Origin of the sequence: Blautia sp. BIOML-A1 (assembly GCF_009883055.1) — a bacterium.
In the GTDB taxonomy this organism is placed as follows: Bacteria; Bacillota; Clostridia; order Lachnospirales; family Lachnospiraceae; genus Blautia_A.
Genome location: NZ_WWVR01000016.1, coordinates 17,846 through 41,053, shown reverse-complemented (window position 1 = coordinate 41,053; position 23,208 = coordinate 17,846). Strand labels below are relative to the sequence as shown.

The following is a 23,208-nucleotide window of genomic DNA, read 5'->3' as shown; positions in this document are numbered from 1 at the left end:
CTAATCTGTTCCAAAATATTTCTTTATCATCTCTTCGTCCGGCTGCTCCCCGATCACTATGATGACCTTCTGTCCTTCCGCGATCGGACACTGAGTTATCTCGTGATGAGTAGCATTCAGTTCTGTCCAGCTTCCATCTGTTTCCTGTGTGAATCCCTTGATACGGAAAACAGACCCGCACGCTGGATCCTGCATGATCTTCTGTGCTGCATCACGCAGTTCTGCCCCCGAAATCTCCAGATCCATAAAATACAGAGATTTAAAAACTTCTTTCTCATCCAGACTCATTTTTTCATAATCTTCCGCTATATATCCGCTGTTCAGGATCCGTTCAAAATCCTCTGTTTCAAACTGTTCCCAGTCTTTCCGGATGATTTCATCCTCTCCAAACTTTCGCTTGCAGTGAACTGCCTTCAGTGCTCTGTTCAGATGTTTTACCGTATTCTCTATGGACTTTTCGGAAGCTTCCTGCGTCTTACTTAAGACTATACAGCCAGCATCTGCAACCTCCGAAGCCAGAATATAATCTGCTTCTTCTGACATCTTCTCATCCAGTCCGGCGTCCACCACTGCGATCACGTTTCCGATCTGATACCAGCGATCCAGCGGCTCTTCGTGCAGTGCATCAAAAAACTCATCCATGTCAAAAATTCCGGAGGGCTCAATCAGAACGCGGTCATATCCGCACATTCCCATTGCGATCAGCTTCGTCTTGAAACGTCTTCTGTGACAGTCTTTATCACATCCTCCTGCCACCATTTCAAGCTCACACTGCTCTCCTTCCAGTTCGCGCAGAAGCATCATATCTACATTTACAGCGCCAAAATCGTTCTCCAGAATTCCTATATTATATCCCTGATCCATCAGATATCTGGCATATTTTTTGATAAAAGTTGTCTTTCCTGATCCCAGAAATCCCGTGATCAGATCTACCTTAACCATGTGAGTTCCTCCTGTATTTTCTGTGCAAATATATGGTGTCCTTTCTCTGAAAAATGGACTCCGTCATACACGACCGGGATCTCCCATTTACCTGCATCTGTAAATTCTATCTCCATGCGTTCTGCGACTTTTCTGTATGCTTCACCAAGCCGTCTCGACTCCAAATACAGCCGCTCCTCATCTACCCAGGCCCCGTATTCCATCCGGGCCGGTGCAATCAGCCGAAGCGTGATCTTACCATCGGAAACTGCCGGCTCTGCCATGATCTTCTTAAGAAAAGCTTCCATTCTCTGTGCGGTATCTTCTGCTGTAAACTGTCTTTCCTGAAGAAGATCGTTTGTTCCAAGCATGATCCACAGCTGTACCGGAGCATCTATATCCTGCCAGTCTCTCAGCTGTTCACAGGCAAATCGAATCTGACTTCCTGTATGCGGAATACATCTTCCGCAGATTCCGTGATCCTCGATCTTCCAGTCTGTTTCTCTCTCCAGAATTTCTGTCCAGCGGTCTTCTTCTGGATAGCGGTCTCCTGCCATCACACATGGATCATAACCATAAGTATTAGAATCTCCATAACAGATAATTGTCCCTGACATCATTTTTCCTCCGTTTTTATCTGCAGTTTCTGTTCATTTAATGCTCGTCATAAGCCATGCAGCCAGTCCATATTCCACAACAAGGATCAGCGGTATTCCTACAGAAAATTTCTTCTTTCTTGTCTTGTGGCGGAAATAACGCATTCCTGCCCATGCACCGAAACTGCCGCCCAGAAATGCCACTCCGATCAGAGTACTCTCCGGGATGCGCCACGCACCGCGTCTGGCTTTTTCCTTGTCGATACCGTACATGATAAATGCCACGATATTCACTACGGCAAGATACCAGCCGAAATATTTCATGAAATCCATAAATATCCTCCCCTGAAGATTTTTTATATAAAGAAAAAAGTTTCACAGTATCATTTTTCCTCATAATGATACCATGAAACTTATTTTGAGTAAAGAATATCAGATATGCTGATTCCTGTTCTCTTTTTTTACCTTAGCTTCCGGACAGTTATATCCGCATCATTTCTGACATGATGCAGCCACCGGAAGCACCGCATTTTATTACTTCCTGTATCTGTCCTGTACCTGCATGGATTCCGCCTATCGCATACACCGGGATTGTCACAGCACCGCAGACTTCCTTCAGGAAATCGGTTCCTCTCGGCGGCAGTCCCTTCTTGCAGTCTGTAGTATAAATGTGTCCTGCTGTCAGATAAGTCGCACCGAGTTTCTGTGCTTCTTCTGCTTCTTCTACTGAATGTATGGAGCATCCGATTTCTACGAAATCATTCAGTTTCCCGCTGTTTTCTCTGAGCAGAAACAGGGGAAGATGGATATATGGATGCTGCAGTTTTCTCGCAGTTTCCAGATAGGTGTGCAGCATACACGGAACCTGATATTGTTTACATAATTCTATAACTTTTACCGCCAGTTCCTCATACATCTCCTCCTGGAGATCTTTTTCTCTGAGGATCACCGCCTTCGGCTGGAGTCTGCTGACACGCTCCATCTGTTCCAGGAACGGTCTGCTGCTCAGCTTGCGGTTTGTCACTGCGATAATGTTTCTATATTCTTCTTTACAGGTAGACATAATCGTTCATGACCGGCTGAAGCTGGTGGTCCAGAAGTGCCTGATATACTTCATCCACTGACCTTCCATCGGAAATTTCGAACTGGTCATCTCCTTTATCTGCAATGTCATCTCCGTGGCTTCCGATTCCTGTGCTGACGCCTGCTGAGATCTTGGTTGCCGCGATGTTTACCAGATTGTCTCTGACTCTCGCACACTCTCTTGTAGATACTGTAATGCTTGCAAACGGCATAAACAGTCGATATGCACAGACAACCTGGAGAAGCTGCGGCTCATGTACATCCATCGGATTGATCTTGTCATTATTGATGATCGGACAGAGTCTCGGACAGGAAAATGCGATCTCTGCATGAGGATATTTTCTCTGAAGGAGCCATGCGTGATATCCTGTTGCAAAAGCGTCTTTACGGAAGTCATCCAGACCGAGAAGTGCTGCAAAACCGACGCCTCTCATGCCGCCCTTTAATGCACGTTCCTGTGCATTCAGACGATATGGGAAGATTCGTTTATGTCCTGCCAGATGAAGTGTTTCATATTTATCTGAGTTGTATGTTTCCTGGAAAACCGTCACATAATCTGCTCCGCATTCATGCAGATAATGATACTCGTCGGAGTTCATCGGATATACTTCCAGACCGATGACTTTGAAGTATTTTCTTGCGATCTTGCATGCTTCTCCGATGTATTTTACATCTGATTTGGCTCTGCTTTCTCCTGTCAGGATCAGGATTTCCTGCAGTCCTGTCCTTGCGATTGCTTCCATTTCCTTGTCAATTTCTTCTGCATTTAACTGTGCACGGCGAATCTTGTTATGGCAGTTAAATCCGCAGTAGATGCAGTAGTTTTCACAGTAGTTTGCGATATAGATCGGTGTGAACATATACACGCTGTTGCCGAAATGTTTTCTTGTTTCTACTCTTGCCGCCTGTGCGATTTCTTCCAGGAGTGGAAGGGCTGCCGGGGAAAGAAGTGCCTGGAAGTCTTCAATCGTGCGGTTGTCATGTTCCAGTGCTCTGCGGACATCTTGTTCTGTATACTGATCATAATCATAAGCATTCATTGCTTCAATGACCTGTTCCATTACGTTTGATTCTTCCATTGTTTCCATTCCCGGAAGGTATTTCATATGATCGATGCGGTTTTTTTTCATATCTTCAAGGATCACTTCGTTGACGATACTTTCGTTAAAGTGATCTCCATGATTTGCTGTATTCTCTGCCATTATTCTGTCCTCCGTTCTTTAGTCATGCAGAAATCCTGTCAGTGGTGAGGATGCACTGGCTCCTTTTTCCAGGGTGCGTCCAAGTCCGGAAAGGTATGCGCTGCGTCCTGCTTCGATTGCTTTTTTGAATGCTTCTGCCATTGCTTCTACATTTCCTGCTGTTGCGATTGCGGTGTTTGCCATGACTGCGGAAGCTCCCATTTCCATTGCTTCGCATGCCTGGGAAGGTCTGCCGATTCCTGCATCTACGATAATTGGAAGGTCGATTTCATCGATCAGGATCTGGATGAATTCTTTGGTGCAGATGCCTTTGTTGGAGCCGATCGGGGAACCGAGTGGCATGACGCAGGCTGCTCCTGCATTGACCAGATCTCTTGCTGCATTCAGATCCGGATACATGTATGGCATGACTACGAACCCTTCTTTTGCAAGGATTTCTGTTGCTTTGATGGTTTCGTAGTTGTCCGGGAGAAGGTATTTGGAGTCATGAATGACTTCGATTTTTACGAAGTCTCCGCAGCCGAGTTCGCGGGAGAGTCTTGCGATGCGGACTGCTTCTTCTGCATTTCTTGCACCGGATGTGTTTGGAAGGAGTGTGACGTTTTTCGGGATGTAATCGAGGATGTTTGCGAGGCCTCCTTCGTTTGCACGGCGAAGTGCAAGGGTGATGATCTGTGCTTCTGCTTTTTCGATGCAGGCTTTTACGAGATCGAGTGAAAATTTGCCTGATCCGAGGATGAATCGGGAGGTGAATTCGTGTCCTCCCAGTATGAGTTTGTCTTCGTTTTTGCCGCTTCCGCCGCCCATAAAGCTTACGATTTCCATAATGTCTCCTTCTTTCAGAATGGTTGTTGGGTATAGTTCTCTTGCCAGGATTTTGTCGTTTAGTTCGATTGCTACCTGTACTGGTACGTATTTGTTTGTCTCGAGGTATTCTGTGACTGATAATGGTTTTTCCAGTGTTTTTTCTACTCCGTTTACTGTGATCATGGTTTTCCTCCTGTGTTGTGATTGATACAAATGATGCCTGTGAAGGAGCAGAGTGGACAGGTCCTCGCGGAGCGTTTTTTTGCTTTATTGGAACATTACGGAGTAATTTCCTGTAAAGTAAAAAAGAGTTCACGAAGTAATACACCCGTGGTGGTGCACCCCTTCATGAACTCTGTTCACTCTCATTTGTATCGCTATGAAATTGTGTGTCCCTGTTCAGATATATGTAAACGAAAAAGGGAAATACCGTGAGGTATCTCCCGTAATATTCACATACGTTCAAATTCCTACGTTGGCATTATCCAAATCAGGTATAAGGGTCGAAGTTGATTACTTCCTCTCAGCCTGCGAATACAAGCTCCCCTGCTTATTTACATGGTTTAGTATATGACGAAAGTTCTTTTCTGTCAAGGTATGTTTTGTGTGGAATGAACGGTAATATTTACGACAACTGTTCACAGTAACATTTATAACATTTACGACAACGGATTCACGGATACAGTGCAGGGAATGCCATTGCGTGCGGCTATTCGGTGCATTCGCTTTTTATCCGCCAGTCGCCCAAACTCGCTTCGCTCAGACAGTGGGCTTGGTGGCGGAAGCTTGCCTGCACCTCATCACGCCGTACTCTTGAGCATTCCCCGACTTGTTTCCGTGATCCTGTTGTCTGCTTTATGCCAGGGGCTGTTCAATGTAATGCGGGAGTACTGTCATTGCAGGTAGGCGATTATATATGAAAAGTCCGGAAAATCCGGACTTTTCATGGGCTTTTTATTTTTCAAAGAGGTCTACCAGTTCCTGGCCATCGTCGTATCCGGCATCTTTGAGCTGTTCTACGAACCACTCATCTACGCCGTCTACGGCTTTTTTGAAGGAATCGATATCCATATCTTCTTTGTCTGTGATGGTAACGTCATTTTTGGTCTGCCAGCGGCTCATGATCTCTTCGTCGCCGGAACGGTTGATGTAACGCTCATATTCAACGGCTTTCTGTCCGCATTCATCAACAACGGCCTGCTGCTCTGGTGTCAGTGTATCGTACAGGTTCTGGTTAATGCAGAAGAACAGACAGTCGTAGATTGCATCCCACATGGAACAGTATGGCTGTACTTCCTGTACGCTTGCGGCATCGATTGCCGGAAGAGGATTTTCCTGGCCTTCTACTGTATTCTGCTGCAGGGCTGTGTAAGTCTCTGTCCAGTTCAGGTTTGTTGCGTCTGCTCCCCATCTCTTATAGCATTCCATCAGAAGGTTGGAGCCTGCCACACGAATCTTGAGGTTCTTCATGTCATCCAGAGTCTTGACTTCGTGTTTGCTGTTGGTCAGTTCTCGGAAGCCGTTCTCTGCGATTCCCATACAATGCAGACCGTAGCTGGAAAGGATTTCCTTCAGTTTTTCTCCGGCTTCTCCGTCAAATTTCGCATCTGCGTCATCATAAGAATCATAGATAAACGGAAGGGATACGACATTGAATCTCGGGTCAAATGCGGAGTAGATCAGGTTGGAATGCATGGAGATCTGTACCGGGTCTCCGTTCATCAGTGCCTGGATTCCTTCAGACTGGTTTCCATTGGTCAGCTGATCTGTAGCATAAACATTGACTTTAATCTTGCCTCCGGTTGCTTTTTCCATCAGCTCACCAAATTTACGGCCGCCGTCTGCCCAGGTGCTTGTCTCTGTTGTGGAGCATGCAAAGTTCCAGGTTGCTTCCGGCCAGTCAAGGTCACTGTAGTCTGCCACAGTATCTGTAGATTCTTCTGTAAAGAGATCGACCAGTTCCTGTGCATCATCATATCCTTCTTTCTCGAGTTCCTTAACAAACCACTCATCTACGCCATCTACGGCTTCTTTGAAGGAATCGATGTCCATGTCTTCTTTCTTTGTGATAGTCACGCCATTCTTTGACTGCCAGCGGCTCATGATCTCTTCGTCGCCGGAGCGGTTGATGTAACGTTCATATTCGACAGCTTTCTGTCCACACTCATCAACAACGGCCTGCTGCTCCGGTGTCAGGCTGTCATAAATTTCCTGGTTAATGCAGAAGAACAGGCAGTCGTAGATTGCATCCCACATGGAGCAGTATGGCTGTACTTCCTGTACGCTTGCAGCATCGATTGCCGGAAGAGGATTTTCCTGTCCTTCTACGGTGTTCTGCTGCAGGGCTGTGTAAGTCTCTGTCCAGTTCAGGTTTGTTGCGTCTGCTCCCCATCTCTTATAGCATTCCATCAGAAGGTTGGAGCCTGCCACACGGATCTTGAGGTTCTTCATGTCATCCAGAGTCTTGACTTCGTGTTTGCTGTTGGTCAGTTCTCGGAAGCCGTTCTCTGCGATTCCCATACAATGCAGACCGTAGCTGGAAAGGATTTCCTTCAGTTTTTCTCCGGCTTCTCCGTCAAATTTCGCATCTGCGTCATCATAAGAATCATAGATGAACGGAAGGGATACAACATTGAATCTCGGATCAAATGCTGAGTAGATCAGGTTGGAATGCATGGATATCTGTACCGGGTCTCCGTTCATCAGCGCCTGGATTCCTTCAGACTGGTTTCCATTGGTCAGCTGATCTGTAGCATAAACATTGACTTTAATCTTGCCTCCGGTTGCTTTTTCCATCAGCTCACCAAATTTACGGCCGCCGTCTGCCCAGGTGCTTGTCTCTGTTGTGGAGCATGCGAAGTTCCAGGTCATTTCCGGCCAGTCAAGGTCGCTGTAATCTTCAATTGTATTAAAGGAATCGTTGTCATTTCCGGCTGATTTAGAAGTACCGCTTCCCGTATCAGTACCGGACTGGTCTCCCGTGTAGGAGCCATTTTTTGCAAGTGCCTTCGGCAGTGCAGTGGAAGCTGCCGGAATATAGGTAACGATCAGAAGCACCGCCACACTGGCTGCGATCATCGGCATAACTGCCTTTGAGATCTCCTGCAGGGTAACTTCCAGACCTTTCTTGATCCTGATACTGATAGCAACAAAAAGGTTGACTCCAACCGGAGGAGTAACCTGTCCGATTGCAAGGTTGACTGTTGCCATAACACCGAATGCAACAACATCATATCCAAGTGCCTTGCATACCGGGAGCATGATTGGAATAAAGATGTACATTGCTGAGTTTGCATCAATGAAGCATCCTGCGATCAGGAAAATAATATTGACGATCAGAAGGAAAACAAACTGATTATGTGCAATGGATGCGAGCAGTCCTGATGCGGCATCTGCAATACCAAACTTGGTACATACAAATGAGAACAGAGACGCACTTGCAACGATCAGCATGATTCCGCCTGTTGTTTTTGCTGAATCTACCAGAATATCAAACAGATCTCTGAAAGACACTTCGCGGTAAATCACCATACCTACAAAAAGTCCATACACGACAGATACGGCAGCTGCCTCTGTCGGTGTAAAAATTCCTCCATAGATTCCGCCCAGGATGATAACTGGCATCAGAAATCCCCAGAATGCATCTTTGAAGGTACTCCAGCGTTCTTTTGCTGTCGCCTTCTTGCGGGACGGTTTGATATCATGTTTGTTTGCTTCAAGAAGTACAACGATCACAAGTGCCACGCCCATCAGAATTCCAGGAACGATACCTGCCATAAACATATCCGCAATGGAAACGCCTGTGATGGATGCATATACGACAAACGCGATGCTCGGCGGGATGACAATCGCCACGGAACTCGATGTCGCCATCAGTGCTGTGGAGAACGGTGCGGAAAATCCTCCCTGCTCTACCATTGCCGGAATCAGTACAGCACCGAGAGCTGCTACGGTAGCCGGACCGGAACCGGAGATTGCTCCAAAGAAACAGGAAACAATAACGCATACGATTGCAATACCACCTTTTTTGTGTCCAACGCAGGTATCTACAAAGTCAATCAGTCTGCGGGAAATTCCGGCTTTTGCCATGATATTTCCGGACAGTACGAAGAACGGAATTGCCAGAAGAAGGAACTTACTGATTCCCGAATACATATTTGTCGCAACAATAGTAAGGGAAGTACCTGAATAAAGGATCGCACAGACGGAGGAAAGACCAAGGCACAATGCGATCGGCACACCCAGAATCAGAAAAATAAAAAATGAGATAAATAAAACTGCACTGATCATTTATTTTTCCTCCTTATCATTATTTCCAAGACAGATGTCCAGACAGTATTCAATAAAATGAAGGATCATGCATCCTGCCCCAATCGGTACGAAGGACCAGAAGATCCATTCCGGCCAGTTCAGTACAAACGTCCTCTTGCCATTTGCAAGCTGAGTAAGAACCTTGTCCATACCATATTTAAAAAGGATCACTGAAAAAACAATACTCAAAACTGTGATCAGTATCACAGAAGGTTTTTTCAGTTTTTTTGGAAGACGATCCGTAACCAGCGTCAGGTTTACCAGGCCGCCTTCTCTGCAGGACAGTGCCGCTGCCAGAAGTGTAATAAGTACAAATACCGCTACGACCAGTTCTTCTGTAAAAGACCAGGAGCGGTGGATTACTTTACGGGAAAATACATTTCCCACAGTGAGCACCAGGATCAGCAGTGTCGAGATCACAAGAACAATTTTTTCTACTGCTGCCAGTGCATTCATAAGTTTTTTGTAGACTTTCATCCTCTCTTTCCTCCCTGTATTATAATATCGGGGAAAACTCCCCATCTTCCCGGTTTCAGAAATTTAGGCACAAAAAAACCGTCCCTCAGGGACGGATCTGATATTCCGCAACCACCCTGTTTCTCCATTGAAACAAGTACGATTCTGCAACGTACCGGCATACGCGTCTCCTGTAACGGGGAGCCTCCGTGAAAACCTACTAATCATATAGCGTTCGGTCTTCCTTCTCAGGGATGATATTCAAAACAGTGCTGCCGCCGCATCGCACCACCTGCGGCTCTCTGTAGACACACATTCTCTGTTCCTACTGATTCCCTTCTCAGAATTTAGTTTTATGCTTTATCCCTTTAACAGGACAAAGCTATTCTACAACTCTTTTTCGTCACAGTCAAGACTTTTCTCGAGATATATGAATCAACTTTTTTCGATATATATGAATCAAAATCTCTCAAAGATTAAGGGACCGGCCGATTATTTTATCTTTTGTAATAATCGGTCAGTCCCATACACAGATCAAATTCATAATTCATTTTTTCCACAAAGCCATCTTCATTCTCTGTATATGGCTGTGCATCGTTGACAATATATCTGCCGAATTTCATTCCATCCAGCTGAAATCCGGAATTTTCCTTCCAGATTCCATTTGTTTCCTGCCAGCAGGTATCCTCCCCTGCAACGCTCAGTACAAAAACATCCACGTATTTGTCATCGTTACTGTCATAATCCATATAGTCGATCTGAGAATCAAACGCAGACAAAACCTCCCGGGCCAGTTCCTCCGTCGGATCATTGCTGTTCTCATATTTCTCCATATCATACTTGGCAGTATAGTAAAAAATATCTCCGTCCAGCTGAAGCTGTGAATCCGAAATATCTTTCGCTCGTGTAGTCATACTGTTCTGGTTTTCGCTGAAAAGCAGTGTTTTCAGTTTGTCAGAGGGAAGTGCTTCCTCCTGAAATCGGTTATCCGGAAAGTCAACCATAAATACCGGAAGCTTTACCGTCCCCTTCACGGCTGCCTCTTCCTTCGTCCCGGAAGCCATCTCCTGCTCCTGGGTTTCTGTCGTATCTTCCCCGACCTTTCGATCCTTTGCACTGCAAAAATTCACTGCCAGCATCGAAAGTACAATTCCTGCAAGTACCATTCCCCTGAATCGTTTCATAATAATCGCCCCTTACAATCAAGCCACAGAACTCTCCGACTCCCGGCAGAAAATTCTGCTTTTCCTGTAACGGCTTTTATTATACACTTACGAAAAACCATCCTGTAAATCCGGTTTTTCGTTTATGATTTCTATATCTTATTCTACATTTTTTGTTGCGACAATATCCACACCCGTATCTGCCACATTTTTGAGAATCACATCTCCAATATGGACCGGTGCCGGAACTTCGATCCCTTTCAGTGCTTTCACACAGTCAAAGATTTTTCCCTTTGGAATATCTTCTCTTGTCTTCACCGATACCATATCAATGCTGCCGCCTGCTACGCGTACAGTGGAGGTCACTATTCTTGTGGGATTGGTCACTTCTTTTCTTGCATATACGCCGCCTCGCTTACAAGTATTTCCCGTGACACTGACGACTTCGTCTCCATTCATAACAACTGTAAGAGGGCATCCCATCGGACATCCGATACAAGTCAGTTTTCTCTCTTCCATAGTCTACGCCTCCTCAATTTTTACAGTGATCGTCTGGAGATCCGGATAATTTAAGAGCTGTTCTTTCGTCAACTTAATTTCTTCCATCTCACCTGGTGCAACAACCGGACGTTTTTTGTGGATGACTCTTTCGTCATCGAAGTATGCGCTGATATAGCAGTTTGTGTAAACACCGCCGACACGGAAGCGCACGGTCAGATTTTCGTCCATACGATCTACGTTAATAGTCCCTGGAACAGTGTATCTGACACCTTCGATCGGATTTATCCTGATCTCTTTTGCATCAGCCTTACGTTCTTCGCCCCGCTTTACATATTCAGCGGCATTTCTTCCGGCAGTTCCGGCTTCCTCGGATACAAAATCAACCAGATCATGTACATGCAATACATTTCCGCAGGCAAAGACGCCCTCAATACTTGTTTCCAGACTTTCATTTACCTTAGGTCCTGAAGTGACCGGGTTCATGTCCACACCCATACCTCTGGAGATTTCGTTCTCGGGGATCAGACCTACGGAAAGAAGAAGGGTATCACAGCTGTATTCTTCTTCTGTTCCCGGAATTGGTTTTCCATGACTGTCAACCTGTGCCAGCGTGACACCTTCCAGACGTTCTTTTCCTTTAATATCAACCACTGTATGACTGAGCTTTAACGGGATTCCATAGTCATCCAGACACTGTACGATATTTCGTTTGAGTCCGCCGGAATATGGCATCAGTTCTGCAACTACTTTAACCTTTGCACCTTCAAAGGTCATTCGTCTTGCCATAATAAGGCCGATGTCTCCGGAACCAAGGATCACTACTTCTCTTCCTGGCATATACCCTTCAATATTTACCAGTCTCTGCGCAGTACCTGCGGAGAAAATACCTGCCGGGCGATATCCCGGAATGTTGAGTGCTCCTCTGGAACGCTCGCGGCAGCCCATTGCAAGTACTACTGCTTTTGCCTGAATCTCGAAAAGACCTTCTTCTCTGTTCATTGCTGTGACGATTTTCTGCGGGCTGATATCCATGACCATGGTATTTAATTTGTATTCAATGCCCAGTTCTTTTACCTGTTCAATAAAACGTCCTGCATATTCCGGTCCGGTCAGTTCTTCTTTAAAGGTATGAAGTCCGAATCCGTTATGGATACACTGGTTCAGGATGCCGCCAAGTTCTCTGTCTCTTTCCAGGATCAGAATACTGTCAGTGCCGCTTTTTTTAGCAGAAATCGCAGCCGCAAGTCCTGCCGGTCCTCCTCCGATGATAACAATATCATAAGCTTTCATGATGCAATGCCTCCCTTTTATAACGAATCCTTGTTATGATCTGTGACAATTCTGGAATCTCCACCGGATTTCGTAATATCAAACATGCTCACATGTCGTTCTCTTGCCAGGATCTCCATGGTCTTCGGTGAACAAAAGCCTGCCTGACAGCGTCCCATTCCGGCTCTTGTCCTGCGCTTTACTCCATCCAGAGATTTCGCTCCAAGAGGTCTTGTGATCGCATCGATGATCTCACCTTCTGTAACCATTTCACAACGGCAGATAATATTTCCGTACTCCGGTTTCTCTTTGATCAAGGCAATTCTGTCTTCTTTGCTGAGTGTATTCGGATTCAGAATACCTTTTCTTGTTGCAACAAAATCTTCTTTTTCTTCGAGATTCATTTTTTCTTTCAGAATCTGTGCCACCATCTCTCCGATTGCCGGAGCGCTGGTAAGACCGGGTGACTCGATGCCTGCACAATCAATAAATCCTTTTGCATCCTCCACTTCTCCGATAATAAATTCATGTCCGTCTTCATGAGCACGAAGTCCGGAGAATGAGGTGATCACCTGACGAAGCGGAATATCTTTTACATTCATTCCTGCTCTTTCAATGACCTGATCCAGTCCTTCTCTTGTAGTGTTTGTTCCTTCTTTGTCTTCAACGTCGATCGCTGTCGGTCCAAGGAGCAGATTGCCGTGAACTGTCGGTGTGACCAGGATTCCTTTTCCGTATTTTCCCGGAAGTGCGAAAATTATTTTACTCACATGGTTTCCTGCACTCTTATCTAACAGACAGTAATCACCTCTTCTCGGAGTGATATGGATCTTCTTCTCACTCACCATATTGTGGAACTTGTCTGCATAGACTCCTGCTGCATTGACCACGTATCTCGTCTGGAAAACTCCATTGTTTGTATGGACTTCCCAGCCTTCATCTATTGGTTTAAGATCCGTAACTTCCGTATCAAACTTAAACTCCACGCCGTTTGCATATGCATTCTCTGCCATTGCGATGTTCATATTGAAAGGACATATGATACCCGCTGTAGGTGCATAAAGTGCAGCGCAGGCTTCATCGGAAATATTCGGTTCCATTTCTTTCAATTCCTCACGGTTAAGGATCCTCAGCTCCTTAACACCATTTGCAATACCTCTGTCGTACAGTGCATGAAGCTTTGGCATATCCTCTTCATGCAGACATACGACCATAGATCCGTTTTTCTTAAACGGAAAATCAAGATCTTTGGAAAGCTGCTCCATCATCTGATTTCCACGAACATTCAGTTTTGCCATCAGTGACCCTTCTGCTGCATCATAACCGGCATGAACAATCGCGCTGTTCGCTTTGGAAGTGCCGCAGCATACATCCTCTTCTTTTTCGATCACACATGTTTTTACGTTATATCGTGACAGTTCTCTTGCTGTTGCCGCACCTGAAACTCCCGCTCCGATAATTATTACATCATACATTCTCAGATCACTCCTTAAACTGATTTGTAAAAAGAGCCTGCCAAGTAAGCGCATACTATATGCGATTATCCTGCCAGGCTCTCTCATCTCATGCCGCTACTCTTTTTAGTTATAAAAATTTAATCTTCTTTTGCCCAACCATAAGCATATTTGACAGCTTTATTCCAGCCTCTGATTTGTTTTGCTCTGTCATCGTCAGAAATCTGTGGCTCGAATGTCCTGTCAATTGCCCAGTTTTTGATAACGTCTTCTTTGCTTGTCCAGTAACCTACTGCAAGACCTGCAAGATAAGCAGCTCCCATTGCAGTTGTCTCTACACACTGCGGGCGGTTAACCGGCGCATTGATGACGTCAGACTGTGTCTGCATAAGGAAATCATTTGCACTTGCGCCGCCATCAACCTTAAGTGCTGCAAGATCGATTCCGGAATCTGCCTTCATAGCTTCCAAAACATCATTTACCTGATAAGCAATGGATTCCAGCGTTGCGCGAATAATATGATATTTGTTTACACCACGTGTGATTCCCACTATAGTTCCTCTTGCATACTGATCCCAGTGCGGTGCACCAAGTCCTGTAAATGCCGGCACTACATAACAACCATGGGTATCCTTTACTTTTTTAGCCATATATTCGGAATCCGGTGCGGAATCAATAATACGAAGTTCATCTCTCAGCCACTGGATCGCAGCCCCTGCTACAAAGATAGAACCTTCCAGTGCGTAGTTTACTTTGCCATCAAGTCCCCATGCGATCGTTGTTACCAGACCATTCTTTGAGAAGATCGGTTTCTCACCGGTATTCATCAGAAGGAAACAGCCTGTGCCATATGTATTCTTTGCTTCACCTGCATTAAAACAGGTCTGTCCAAACAATGCGGCCTGCTGGTCACCTGCTGCACCTGCGATCGGAATTTCTCCACCAAGGAAGGCCAGATCTGCTTTTCCGTATACACAGCTTGACGGTTTTGGTTCCGGCAGCATGGATCTCGGAATATCCAGTTCTGCAAGAATCTCATCGTCCCATTCCAGCGTGTTGATGTTAAACAGCATCGTACGGGAAGCGTTGGAATAATCGGTTACATGAACTGCACCTTTTGTCAGTTTCCAGATCAGCCATGTCTCAACGGTACCAAATAATAATTCGCCCTTTTCTGCACGTTCTCTCGCACCCGGAACATTGTCAAGAAGCCATTTTACCTTTGTTCCTGAAAAGTATGCATCGATAACAAGACCTGTTTTTTCTCTGAACTTATCGGTAAGTCCTTTTTCTTTCAGGCTGTCACAGTATTCAGAAGTTCTGCGGCACTGCCATACGATTGCATGATAAATTGGTTCTCCTGTATTTTTGTCCCATACGATGGTGGTTTCACGCTGGTTGGTAATACCAATCGCTGCAATATCTTCCGCTGCTGCTCCGATCATATTCATTGCTTCAACTGCTACACCAAGCATACTTGCCCAGATTTCATCTGCGTCATGCTCAACCCAGCCAGGTTTTGGAAAGTACTGTATGAACTCTCGCTGAGCTACACTGCACATTTCTCCTTTTTCATTGAACAGGATACATCTGTTACTTGTTGTTCCTGCATCCAGAGCCATTACATACTTAGCCATATCTTTTCCTCCATTAAACATGTGAATATCGTTACTTTTTATAACATCCAGACCTCATGATTTGTGGATGAAACTGCGATTGCTCCTGCTGAAAGAGCATCCATCACAGATTCCTTATCTGAGATTAGTCCGCCTGCAATGATCGGTGTTCTCGACATCTTACAGACATTTTTGATGATCTTTGGCATCACGCCAGGAAGGACTTCGATGAAATCAGGCTTCACTGCATGTTGCTGCTGCCTGATGTTTTCATATGCCATTGAATCAAGAAGAAAATACCTGAGTATTGTAAACATTCCCAGTTCCCTTCCTTTTTTGATCAAGGTCGGCTTTGTGGAAATGATTCCATCTGCCTTTGTATTCTTCTGGATAAATTCAACTACAATGTCCTTGCTGCTGAGCCCACTGATCAGATCCACATGGACCATTGCAACCTTGCCGGCTGCCTTTACCTTATCTACGATCTCTTTGACAGAACAGATATCTCCAAATAAGATAAATACCACACGGATGTCCTCCAGGGAACAACAGACTTCCAGATCGTTCATGTTTTTTACTGCTGCAATGATCGGATTATCCTCAACTGCTTCATAAAAAGAACTGCTCACCCTCTCACTCCTTGCAATTTTAAAAATTATAAAGTATAAAGTAAAAAAGAGCGCATTCTATAACAGCCTTTCGACTGATATAAATTCGCTCTCCTCTCACAGCTTCACTTTCCAATTACTTATTCAATGCGTTTATCATAACACATTGCACAATTAATTACAAGTATTTTTCAAAATAAATATACTATTTGCACAAACCAAGTGTTACTGTTCACTCCGTTCACAGCAACCTGGTTACACCATCTGCACCAGCCATACATCGCTTTTTACCATGAAATATCCGATCACTACTTTGATCACTTCTGTTGCCTGTACCAGGAAATACACGCTCACGATTCCAAGGCCTGTATAGCGGGCCAGAAGAAAAGATGTCGGTACTACCACAACCCAGGTAAATACGGAATCAAATAAAAATGTGACCATCGTTTTCCCACCGGAACGCAGCGTAAAATAAGAGGCATGACTGAAAGAACAGAATGGCATAATGATCGCAGATACTGCAATAAAGCTGGTTGCAAGCGCTTTGATCTCTTCGGACGTATTGTAAATCTGTGGGAATAATCCACCAAATATCAACATTACTCCGGCAACTAATGCACAGCAGAATACGCTGAAAACAATCATCTTATTATCGGCATCTTTGGCCTCTTTTAATTTGCCTGCACCGAGATACTGTCCGACAATAATACTGATACAGCCTCCCAGCTGAATATAAATGATGTTAAACAGATTGGTGATCGTTGTTGCTATATTCAGCCCCGCAATGACATCCAGTCCACGGACAGAATAGCACTGGGTCACTGTTGTCATTCCTGCCGCCCAAAAGACTTCATTGAGCATAAGCGGAAGTCCTTTGATAAGGATTGCTTTAAACTCTGCCTTTGGAATTCCAAATCCACGATATGCACCTTCCAGATACCGGTTTTTCGCTCTGTTCGTATGGGCCCACACGATCACTATCAGCGCTTCTATATAACGTGCTATAACTGTTGCCAGTGCCGCACCGACAACGCCCATCTTCGGGATTGGACCAAGTCCAAAGATCAGAAGATAGTCCAGGACTGCATTAAGTCCAACCGCGGCAAAACTTGCAATCATAGGAATCATGGTCTGACCGGTTTCTTTTATGTTAGTCGCATAGGACTGATTTATCGCAAACGGGATCAGCCCGATCATCATGATCGCAAGATATTCCAGGCCATACTGCAGGGCAGCTTCCGTTGCCCCGCTTCCTGTTGTATCTGTCAGATATAATGATATCAGTGTGGAGCCTTTTGTCATAAACAGGAGTATTGTAGCCGCCGTCATAGTCAGTGACGCATATAACTTGAACCGGAAGGAATGCATATGTCCCTTATGGTTCCCTTTTCCAAAATACTGTGCCCCAAAAATACTCGCTGCCGATACTGCCCCAAAGATCGCCAGATTATACACAAATATCAGTTGATTTACGATCGCAACTCCCGACATTGGCTCAGTCCCCAGCTGACCGACCATAATGTTGTCAAGAAAGCTCACCAGGTTTGTGATGGCATTCTGCAGGATCATTGGCAGTGCAAGACACAGATATCTCTTATAAAAAGATGCACTGCCAATATATTTTTCCTTGAAATGTGTTAACATAGTTACTTTTCCTTTTATTTTTCTTTTTTTCCGTTTTTCTTCTTTCTTATCTTTCGAACGACTTTGCGGATCAGGACTGTCACAAGAACAAAGATCACAAGGATGACCAGACAGATAAGAACGATCATTACCGCAAATTTATTCGGATTCTTTACCAGATCGATGATATTTTTGCTGTTATCCACAACCTTACGATCGTGCAGTGACGCATAATATTCCGGCACATTTGCAATGCCGTCTCCGTCTGTATCATCAAAGGACTGCATGTATCTTGCAATCGCATCCCATGCTTTTAATTCTCTGTCACCTTCCATGATCGCCTGATCTTCCAGATTTTCAATAGGTTTTCCATCCTTATCCTTCGGTTCAAGAGACAGAAGTCCATAGGACATTTTCATCACGGAACCAAGCATCTGCCCCGTATACAGATCCGTCACAACATGATACAGCTTATCATCCTGAATCTCTATTCTTTCTCCGTCTGTCCTGGTCAGATAGCAGTCCGTTACTTTATTCAGGATCATTCGATGTGGATTGTATGTAAAATTCAGTCCGCTGCAATATAATCTTGCGGTCGTCATAAAATCAGAGACAGATGCGTCCACTTCTGCCACCAGTTTCAGTTCTTTTCCTGTCAGATATGCATTGATCAGAGGATATCCGGCCACTCCATCCCTGCCAATCCCCAGAGAAAATGAATTGTATACATCTTCTACGGTAATATCACCCTTTGTATAGGTGTCACGCACGGTTCCGCTCGGAACAACAGCCACATCTACAGGATCCCCGTCATAATACTCGGAATTCTCCACTGCATAGACATAGGCATCCGACATGATATCACCGAGATTCAATTCTTCATGCTTCGTCTCCATTTCTTCCAGACTGTTAAATTCAATGTCATTCTCAGCAAGAACTTCTTTTCTTGTATAACCAAAATCTGCCAGATAATTCGTATCCACTTTATCCATTAATGCATCGATCTGTTTCTGGGTTTCCTGATCCGCCTCTACATCTTCCGATACAGGAATCAGCTCATAAGAGCTCAAATCCCAGCGTCCGTCAGAATTCTGGGTCATCGAAAGGGAACCAAGATTTCTTCCGTATTCCCCGCAGGACACAATATAGGTGTTTCCGTGCTGAATTGCCTCCGGCAGCTCTGAATGTGTATGTCCGCTGATGATCAGGTCGATATCCGGAACCGCCTTTGCAAGGAGCTCGTCTTCGGACTTATTCTCATCATCCCAGGTTCCACTGTGAGAAACGCAGGCGATCATGTCTGCTTCTTCGTTTTTCCTGATCTCTTCTACAGTCTGCTTAACAGCCTCTATAGGATCTTTGAAAGACAATTCGCAGGTCGGTGCGCATTCCAGGGCATCTTTTCCGAAAACACCGACAACTGCGATCTTCACGTCACCCTTCTGAACCATTACATAATCCTTCACACCATAGGTTTCAAATGCTGACTGTATCTGTTTCTGGCCGTCGCTCAGACCAGCCTTTTCCATGCTCTCCCAGTCCACATTGCACACTACGATCTCAGGCAGCGTCTCACCGGAGCTTTTGGCTGCCTTCAGCATATTTGCCAGACCTTTGGAACGATAATCAAATTCATGATTACCAAACGTGGTCACATCGTAACCAAGAGATCCAAGCATCCGAAGCTCTGCTGCCTCTGTATCATATACTGTCTGGACCAGTGTTCCCATTGAAAAATCACCGCCATCCAGTATGAGCGTGTCCGGATCTTCTTTCTTTTTTTCGTTGATCAGCGTTTTAATTTTTGCAAATCCACCTACTTTTTCCTGCTTTCCGTTTACAATTGTCGAGAAGCTGTCCAGATGGGAATGCGTGTCATGCGTAAACAGGACATCTATCTGTTTTGTGCTGTCTGCCGCCTCCACCGGAACATCCATCACAGGTAAAAGCAGTACTGCGACAGCAAGCATGACTGACAGAATTTTTTTCCATTTTTTCATAAACTACTTCCTTTCATTTCGAACTTTTTCACCTGATTTGAGTATACGTGATTTCCACCATGTTTGTCACGTATAATAATAAAGTAAAAAAAATACTCCCTTCCAGGCAGCAGGTTTTTTTATTTCACTTGTCTGCCTGGAAAAGAGCATCTCTGAAAAAGAAAAATTATTTATTAAATTTTCCCGCTTCAATATCATGAATCAATCCGATACGATTAGTTTTGAAATGGAAGAACGGACGCTCCGGAAGAGCAATAATGTCAACCGGCTGCATATAGTCTTCCAGACTTTCTTTTACTTTTTCACGAATATCATCAACGGTATAACCTTTATTAAGTACTACAAACAAATATGGAATAAAGCATCTGTGATGTTCCGGATCCTGCACGATAACAAAAAACTCGTCATCGATTCCTTCTACTTCTGCATCTGCAAGACGGTTTTCCATCGGCAGTGTTGCCAGTGAACCTCCGCCATATCTTGGTGCTTCGCCCCTTGTCAGAGCATAAATTGTTCCATCTTCTGTCATATAACCGATGTCACCGGTATGCAGCCACCGACTGCCATCTTCATGGATTTTGATTGTTCTTTCCGTTGCTGTCGGATCATCGTATCCCATCATTGTTCCCGGACCACACTGACAGATTTCTCCCATTGTGTTATACGTCAGTTCTTCATCTGTTCCCGGTTTAAAAATAGAAATCGTTGTAAGAGGCATCGGTATACCTACGTTTCCATCTTTTATTGGATGAGCTGTTAATGGCAATGACATGTTAGATCCGGCTTCACTGCATCCGTAACCAGTTGTAAAACGGGCTTTACAATGATGATCTTCCAGAAATTTCTGAGCTCTTTTTAACTGGTTGTTGTTGTAAGCCTCACAGCCGGCACCTGCGGAAAACAGATGAGACATATCATAGTCATCCGGTACACGTCCGTTTCTCATGACAATTTCAATAAACATCGGAATCAATGGCCAGCAGTTTGGTCGATAATGCATCATTTCCAGATCAACATCTTCCGGTGCAACAAATGGACTCAAGATTAGAAGTTTATCAGATGCCAACGGCATCAGAAGCATCGCAACAACCACCGCTACCAGTGATGGAGTCAGCTGTGTAACCAGCCAGGTCGGACGGAATTCTGAAGAAGCGCCATAGAAATTCATCTGATGCATATTGCCAATCATTGTGTGTGCAGAATGGATCACCTGCTTGGATGGTCCTGTTGAACCACTTGTATAGGCCCTGAACAGCGGTCTGTCAATGTTTTTCTCTGCCTCCACAGTACCTGAAAACTGTTCGCCCTCAGAAATAAAGGCATCCCACGACATCGTATAAGGTCCATAAGCAGGATAGTCGGTATAAAGAGATTCCAGATAGTTCCAGCAGTAATCCGGCAGCCCGGTTCTCATGGCGCTGCGAATCGGACTTAACAAGACTGCTCCTCGAATGCCGGCTTCCTTACGGTATCTGTTTAAATCCTCATGTGAAAGAAAATCATGTGCAATGATCATTTTTGCTCCGGATTTCTTGACTGCCTCTATGTTTTCCTCAAGTGTGTTATCTCTGCAGAGAACAGATGCCCCTATCTTTTCTGCTGCCAAAAACAGATAAATAAATTCAGGAACAGCTCTCAGGAAAACCGGAATCTGATCTCCTTCTCCAAAGCCGATCGCACGCAGAGCTCTTGCAGTCAGATCAACCTGCTCTTTTACTTCCTTCCACTGTATATCTCGTCCATAATAATGTATCGCTGTCACATCATCACCAGGACATCTCTCCATAAGATATTCATAAACTGTCTGTTCCGGAATCGCAAGCCCCTGTATCAGCTGTAGCGGATAATACTGCATCCATGGTTTATCAATACTCGGTTTTCCAGTCATTTTATTCATAACATTTTCCCCTTTCATATTCTTCCTGAGTAAGATGGGGACAGTTTAACATAGAAAAAAATGAACGGACTTGAATTCTTATGATAAATAGCGTTAAAAATTGAATGAGATATCTGTCTGAATCTCTGTATTATGAATCATATGGCCAAAAAATCTTTGTTGCTCTGCCGACTCTGACAGACATCTTTCATCTTGAATATTCCATATATCCTGGAAAAACCTGTCAAAAATACTCGTCATTTCCGGATGAGTAAACAATGCCAGATTATTTTTTCTGTTCTCTGTTTTGGATATTAAGTAAGAATTGCTGTCCGAAAGGAAAATGCATTGTGTCATCTCATACTGATAATCCGTCGTCAGTCGTCCACTGAGCAGTTTTATCTCCAGCGGACTTTCTCCATTTTTGCACAACGACTGTAAATACCTCAGATAAGTTTTTACCTGTGCTAATGAAAGCCTGATCGGATAACCAAAAAAATTGACTTCTTTTTCAACTACAAGCTGTGCAATGGCTTCCTTGCAGAATATGACTCTGGATGGACTTTCCGCCAATACTTTCCGGGTCAGTGCATGCAGATACCGCAGCTGTGCTTCTTCTATTTTACTTTGTTCATCCTCATGTATGCCTTTTTTCAAGGTCTCCAGCAGTTCTTCAAATAATTCATCCGGCAGAAAATGTTCTGTCAGATGTCCTATATACCAGTTCCTGTTCATAGCAAGCATCGAACGCTGATAAATATGTTCCACGATCAATTCCTCAATTGTTGACGGGCGGTAAAGCAAAGCATCTCTTGTGCACGATTCACGTAAAGTCTCAAACATACTCCGGCAATGCGAAGCCTCTGTACTGACATTGACAGCCATGCATTTTTTATCATCCACCAGCATACCGCTGATCATAAATTCATCCTGAACAGAAAAAATCATCCGTCCTGCTGCCTGACTGCTTTTATATAATCGAAAATCAACTCTTGACATATCTGATATGACATTCATCAAAAACATGGTGTCTTCTATAATATTCATTTTTTCAGGCTGAATATGAATGAGCAGGGAAAAATGGACATCCGGATATGCTCTGTATACTTCTCTTCGCATACTTCCCTGTATGATCTGCATACGGTATTCATGTTTTAAAGCCATCAGATCCATCTCTGCCGCAATGTTCAACTGTTTCACACGTCTGAGCACCGGATGATGCATCTTCACAATATACTGGGCAGGACTTAAAGTCATAAAAAAGCTCATCTTCGGCGCAACCAATGTACCATATGTTTTCTGTAATTCCATCACATAATTATATTCTGCCTCTAAATTGTCATAGATTACAGCCTGCAGTTCTTCACAGTCTGTAATCTGATAATTTGCACTCAGCGTTTCCAGCCCGCTCTGCGTGCTCTGTCTGACAATTTCCTGGCTGATTCCCCGAAGCACCTTCTGTTTTGTTTTTTCAGCCGGAAGTATTCGCCCTGTAATCCATTTGCTGATATAACTCGGATCATATCGAAGTGCTGTTGCCAGAGAAGAATTCTTAACTTCTCCCATATTGATCAGTTGTTCCAACAAAATACTGAAACGATTTTTTTCTGTTGTTTCCATACTCTGCCCTCCTTCAGTACAAATATTTTTCACTTTATTATACTCTCCGTCTATTTTCGCATCAATGCCAATTTGTTGTCATATAATTATAAATACACAAAC

At 44.4% G+C, this 23,208-nt stretch carries 18 protein-coding genes, 1 riboswitch and 1 other annotated feature; all 18 genes read right to left on the bottom strand.

What is annotated here, in order from left to right; all coding sequences use genetic code 11:
- The 18 genes from GT674_RS09180 to GT674_RS09095 all read right to left on the bottom strand — a co-directional run bounded on the left by GT674_RS09180 (nucleotide 1) and on the right by GT674_RS09095 (nucleotide 23,106).
- Entirely contained in the window at nucleotides 1-942 is a 942-nt protein-coding gene (locus tag GT674_RS09180; protein ID WP_161285400.1) for a GTP-binding protein, read from the bottom strand.
- Nucleotides 930-1,538 (bottom strand): GDSL-type esterase/lipase family protein, encoded by a 609-nt coding sequence (locus GT674_RS09175; protein WP_161285399.1) that lies wholly within the window; start codon nucleotides 1,536-1,538, stop codon nucleotides 930-932. Before GT674_RS09175 ends, GT674_RS09180 begins: the two co-directional genes overlap by 13 nt.
- 33 nt (nucleotides 1,539-1,571) lie before the next feature.
- On the bottom strand, nucleotides 1,572-1,850 hold the full coding sequence (locus GT674_RS09170) for a DUF1294 domain-containing protein (RefSeq protein WP_330585522.1): 279 nt from the start codon (nucleotides 1,848-1,850) through the stop codon (nucleotides 1,572-1,574).
- 148 nt (nucleotides 1,851-1,998) lie between these two features.
- Complete coding sequence (locus tag GT674_RS09165; protein WP_161285398.1) at nucleotides 1,999-2,580, bottom strand: thiamine phosphate synthase; 582 nt, start codon at nucleotides 2,578-2,580, stop codon at nucleotides 1,999-2,001.
- A complete protein-coding gene (gene thiH / locus GT674_RS09160; protein ID WP_161285397.1) occupies nucleotides 2,567-3,802 on the bottom strand; it encodes a 2-iminoacetate synthase ThiH in 1,236 nt (411 codons plus the stop codon). Before thiH ends, GT674_RS09165 begins: the two co-directional genes overlap by 14 nt.
- A gap of 18 nt (nucleotides 3,803-3,820) precedes the next feature.
- Nucleotides 3,821-4,792: a sulfur carrier protein ThiS gene (gene thiS, locus GT674_RS09155; RefSeq protein ID WP_161285396.1), complete on the bottom strand. Its 972-nt coding sequence runs from the start codon at nucleotides 4,790-4,792 to the stop codon at nucleotides 3,821-3,823.
- Nucleotides 4,793-5,059: 267 nt separating this feature from the next.
- Nucleotides 5,060-5,167, bottom strand: a riboswitch (TPP riboswitch).
- Between the two features lie 396 nt (nucleotides 5,168-5,563).
- On the bottom strand, nucleotides 5,564-8,899 hold the full coding sequence (locus GT674_RS09150) for a TRAP transporter large permease subunit (RefSeq protein ID WP_161285395.1): 3,336 nt from the start codon (nucleotides 8,897-8,899) through the stop codon (nucleotides 5,564-5,566).
- Entirely contained in the window at nucleotides 8,900-9,397 is a 498-nt protein-coding gene (locus GT674_RS09145; protein ID WP_161285394.1) for a TRAP transporter small permease, read from the bottom strand.
- Between the two features lie 84 nt (nucleotides 9,398-9,481).
- Nucleotides 9,482-9,727, bottom strand: a binding site (T-box leader).
- A 146-nt stretch (nucleotides 9,728-9,873) separates the two neighbouring features.
- Nucleotides 9,874-10,560: a hypothetical protein gene (locus GT674_RS09140; RefSeq protein WP_161285393.1), complete on the bottom strand. Its 687-nt coding sequence runs from the start codon at nucleotides 10,558-10,560 to the stop codon at nucleotides 9,874-9,876.
- Nucleotides 10,561-10,698: 138 nt separating this feature from the next.
- Nucleotides 10,699-11,058, bottom strand: coding sequence for a DUF1667 domain-containing protein (locus GT674_RS09135; RefSeq protein WP_161285392.1), 360 nt, complete (start codon nucleotides 11,056-11,058; stop codon nucleotides 10,699-10,701).
- A gap of 3 nt (nucleotides 11,059-11,061) precedes the next feature.
- A complete protein-coding gene (locus GT674_RS09130) occupies nucleotides 11,062-12,330 on the bottom strand; it encodes an NAD(P)/FAD-dependent oxidoreductase (RefSeq protein WP_161285391.1) in 1,269 nt (422 codons plus the stop codon).
- A 17-nt stretch (nucleotides 12,331-12,347) separates the two neighbouring features.
- Nucleotides 12,348-13,784: an NAD(P)/FAD-dependent oxidoreductase gene (locus tag GT674_RS09125; protein ID WP_161285390.1), complete on the bottom strand. Its 1,437-nt coding sequence runs from the start codon at nucleotides 13,782-13,784 to the stop codon at nucleotides 12,348-12,350.
- A 119-nt stretch (nucleotides 13,785-13,903) separates the two neighbouring features.
- Nucleotides 13,904-15,400 carry a glycerol kinase GlpK gene (gene glpK, locus GT674_RS09120; protein WP_161285389.1) on the bottom strand — a complete coding sequence of 499 codons (1,497 nt, stop codon included), beginning with the start codon at nucleotides 15,398-15,400 and terminating at the stop codon, nucleotides 13,904-13,906.
- Nucleotides 15,401-15,438: 38 nt separating this feature from the next.
- Nucleotides 15,439-16,008 carry a glycerol-3-phosphate responsive antiterminator gene (locus tag GT674_RS09115; protein ID WP_161285388.1) on the bottom strand — a complete coding sequence of 190 codons (570 nt, stop codon included), beginning with the start codon at nucleotides 16,006-16,008 and terminating at the stop codon, nucleotides 15,439-15,441.
- A 234-nt stretch (nucleotides 16,009-16,242) separates the two neighbouring features.
- Nucleotides 16,243-17,631, bottom strand: coding sequence for an MATE family efflux transporter (locus GT674_RS09110; protein ID WP_161285387.1), 1,389 nt, complete (start codon nucleotides 17,629-17,631; stop codon nucleotides 16,243-16,245).
- 14 nt (nucleotides 17,632-17,645) lie between these two features.
- Nucleotides 17,646-19,610 carry a bifunctional metallophosphatase/5'-nucleotidase gene (locus tag GT674_RS09105; protein WP_161285386.1) on the bottom strand — a complete coding sequence of 655 codons (1,965 nt, stop codon included), beginning with the start codon at nucleotides 19,608-19,610 and terminating at the stop codon, nucleotides 17,646-17,648.
- A gap of 166 nt (nucleotides 19,611-19,776) precedes the next feature.
- Complete coding sequence (locus tag GT674_RS09100; protein ID WP_243149085.1) at nucleotides 19,777-21,507, bottom strand: class I adenylate-forming enzyme family protein; 1,731 nt, start codon at nucleotides 21,505-21,507, stop codon at nucleotides 19,777-19,779.
- A gap of 93 nt (nucleotides 21,508-21,600) precedes the next feature.
- Nucleotides 21,601-23,106: a hypothetical protein gene (locus GT674_RS09095; protein WP_161285384.1), complete on the bottom strand. Its 1,506-nt coding sequence runs from the start codon at nucleotides 23,104-23,106 to the stop codon at nucleotides 21,601-21,603.
- Nucleotides 23,107-23,208 lie beyond the last annotated feature (102 nt).

Excerpts from the sequence above, each read along its gene's own strand:
- GT674_RS09180 (WP_161285400.1), bottom strand. The coding sequence starts at position 942 with ATGGTTAAGGTAGATCTGATCACGGGATTTCTGGGATCAGGAAAGACA.
- GT674_RS09175 (WP_161285399.1), bottom strand. The coding sequence starts at position 1,538 with ATGTCAGGGACAATTATCTGTTATGGAGATTCTAATACTTATGGTTAT.
- GT674_RS09170 (WP_330585522.1), bottom strand. The coding sequence starts at position 1,850 with ATGGATTTCATGAAATATTTCGGCTGGTATCTTGCCGTAGTGAATATC.
- GT674_RS09165 (WP_161285398.1), bottom strand. The coding sequence starts at position 2,580 with ATGTCTACCTGTAAAGAAGAATATAGAAACATTATCGCAGTGACAAAC.
- thiH (WP_161285397.1), bottom strand. The coding sequence starts at position 3,802 with ATGGCAGAGAATACAGCAAATCATGGAGATCACTTTAACGAAAGTATC.
- thiS (WP_161285396.1), bottom strand. The coding sequence starts at position 4,792 with ATGATCACAGTAAACGGAGTAGAAAAAACACTGGAAAAACCATTATCA.
- GT674_RS09150 (WP_161285395.1), bottom strand. The coding sequence starts at position 8,899 with ATGATCAGTGCAGTTTTATTTATCTCATTTTTTATTTTTCTGATTCTG.
- GT674_RS09145 (WP_161285394.1), bottom strand. The coding sequence starts at position 9,397 with ATGAAAGTCTACAAAAAACTTATGAATGCACTGGCAGCAGTAGAAAAA.
- GT674_RS09140 (WP_161285393.1), bottom strand. The coding sequence starts at position 10,560 with ATGAAACGATTCAGGGGAATGGTACTTGCAGGAATTGTACTTTCGATG.
- GT674_RS09135 (WP_161285392.1), bottom strand. The coding sequence starts at position 11,058 with ATGGAAGAGAGAAAACTGACTTGTATCGGATGTCCGATGGGATGCCCT.
- GT674_RS09130 (WP_161285391.1), bottom strand. The coding sequence starts at position 12,330 with ATGAAAGCTTATGATATTGTTATCATCGGAGGAGGACCGGCAGGACTT.
- GT674_RS09125 (WP_161285390.1), bottom strand. The coding sequence starts at position 13,784 with ATGTATGATGTAATAATTATCGGAGCGGGAGTTTCAGGTGCGGCAACA.
- glpK (WP_161285389.1), bottom strand. The coding sequence starts at position 15,400 with ATGGCTAAGTATGTAATGGCTCTGGATGCAGGAACAACAAGTAACAGA.
- GT674_RS09110 (WP_161285387.1), bottom strand. The coding sequence starts at position 17,631 with ATGTTAACACATTTCAAGGAAAAATATATTGGCAGTGCATCTTTTTAT.
- GT674_RS09105 (WP_161285386.1), bottom strand. The coding sequence starts at position 19,610 with ATGAAAAAATGGAAAAAAATTCTGTCAGTCATGCTTGCTGTCGCAGTA.
- GT674_RS09100 (WP_243149085.1), bottom strand. The coding sequence starts at position 21,507 with ATGAATAAAATGACTGGAAAACCGAGTATTGATAAACCATGGATGCAG.
- GT674_RS09095 (WP_161285384.1), bottom strand. The coding sequence starts at position 23,106 with ATGGAAACAACAGAAAAAAATCGTTTCAGTATTTTGTTGGAACAACTG.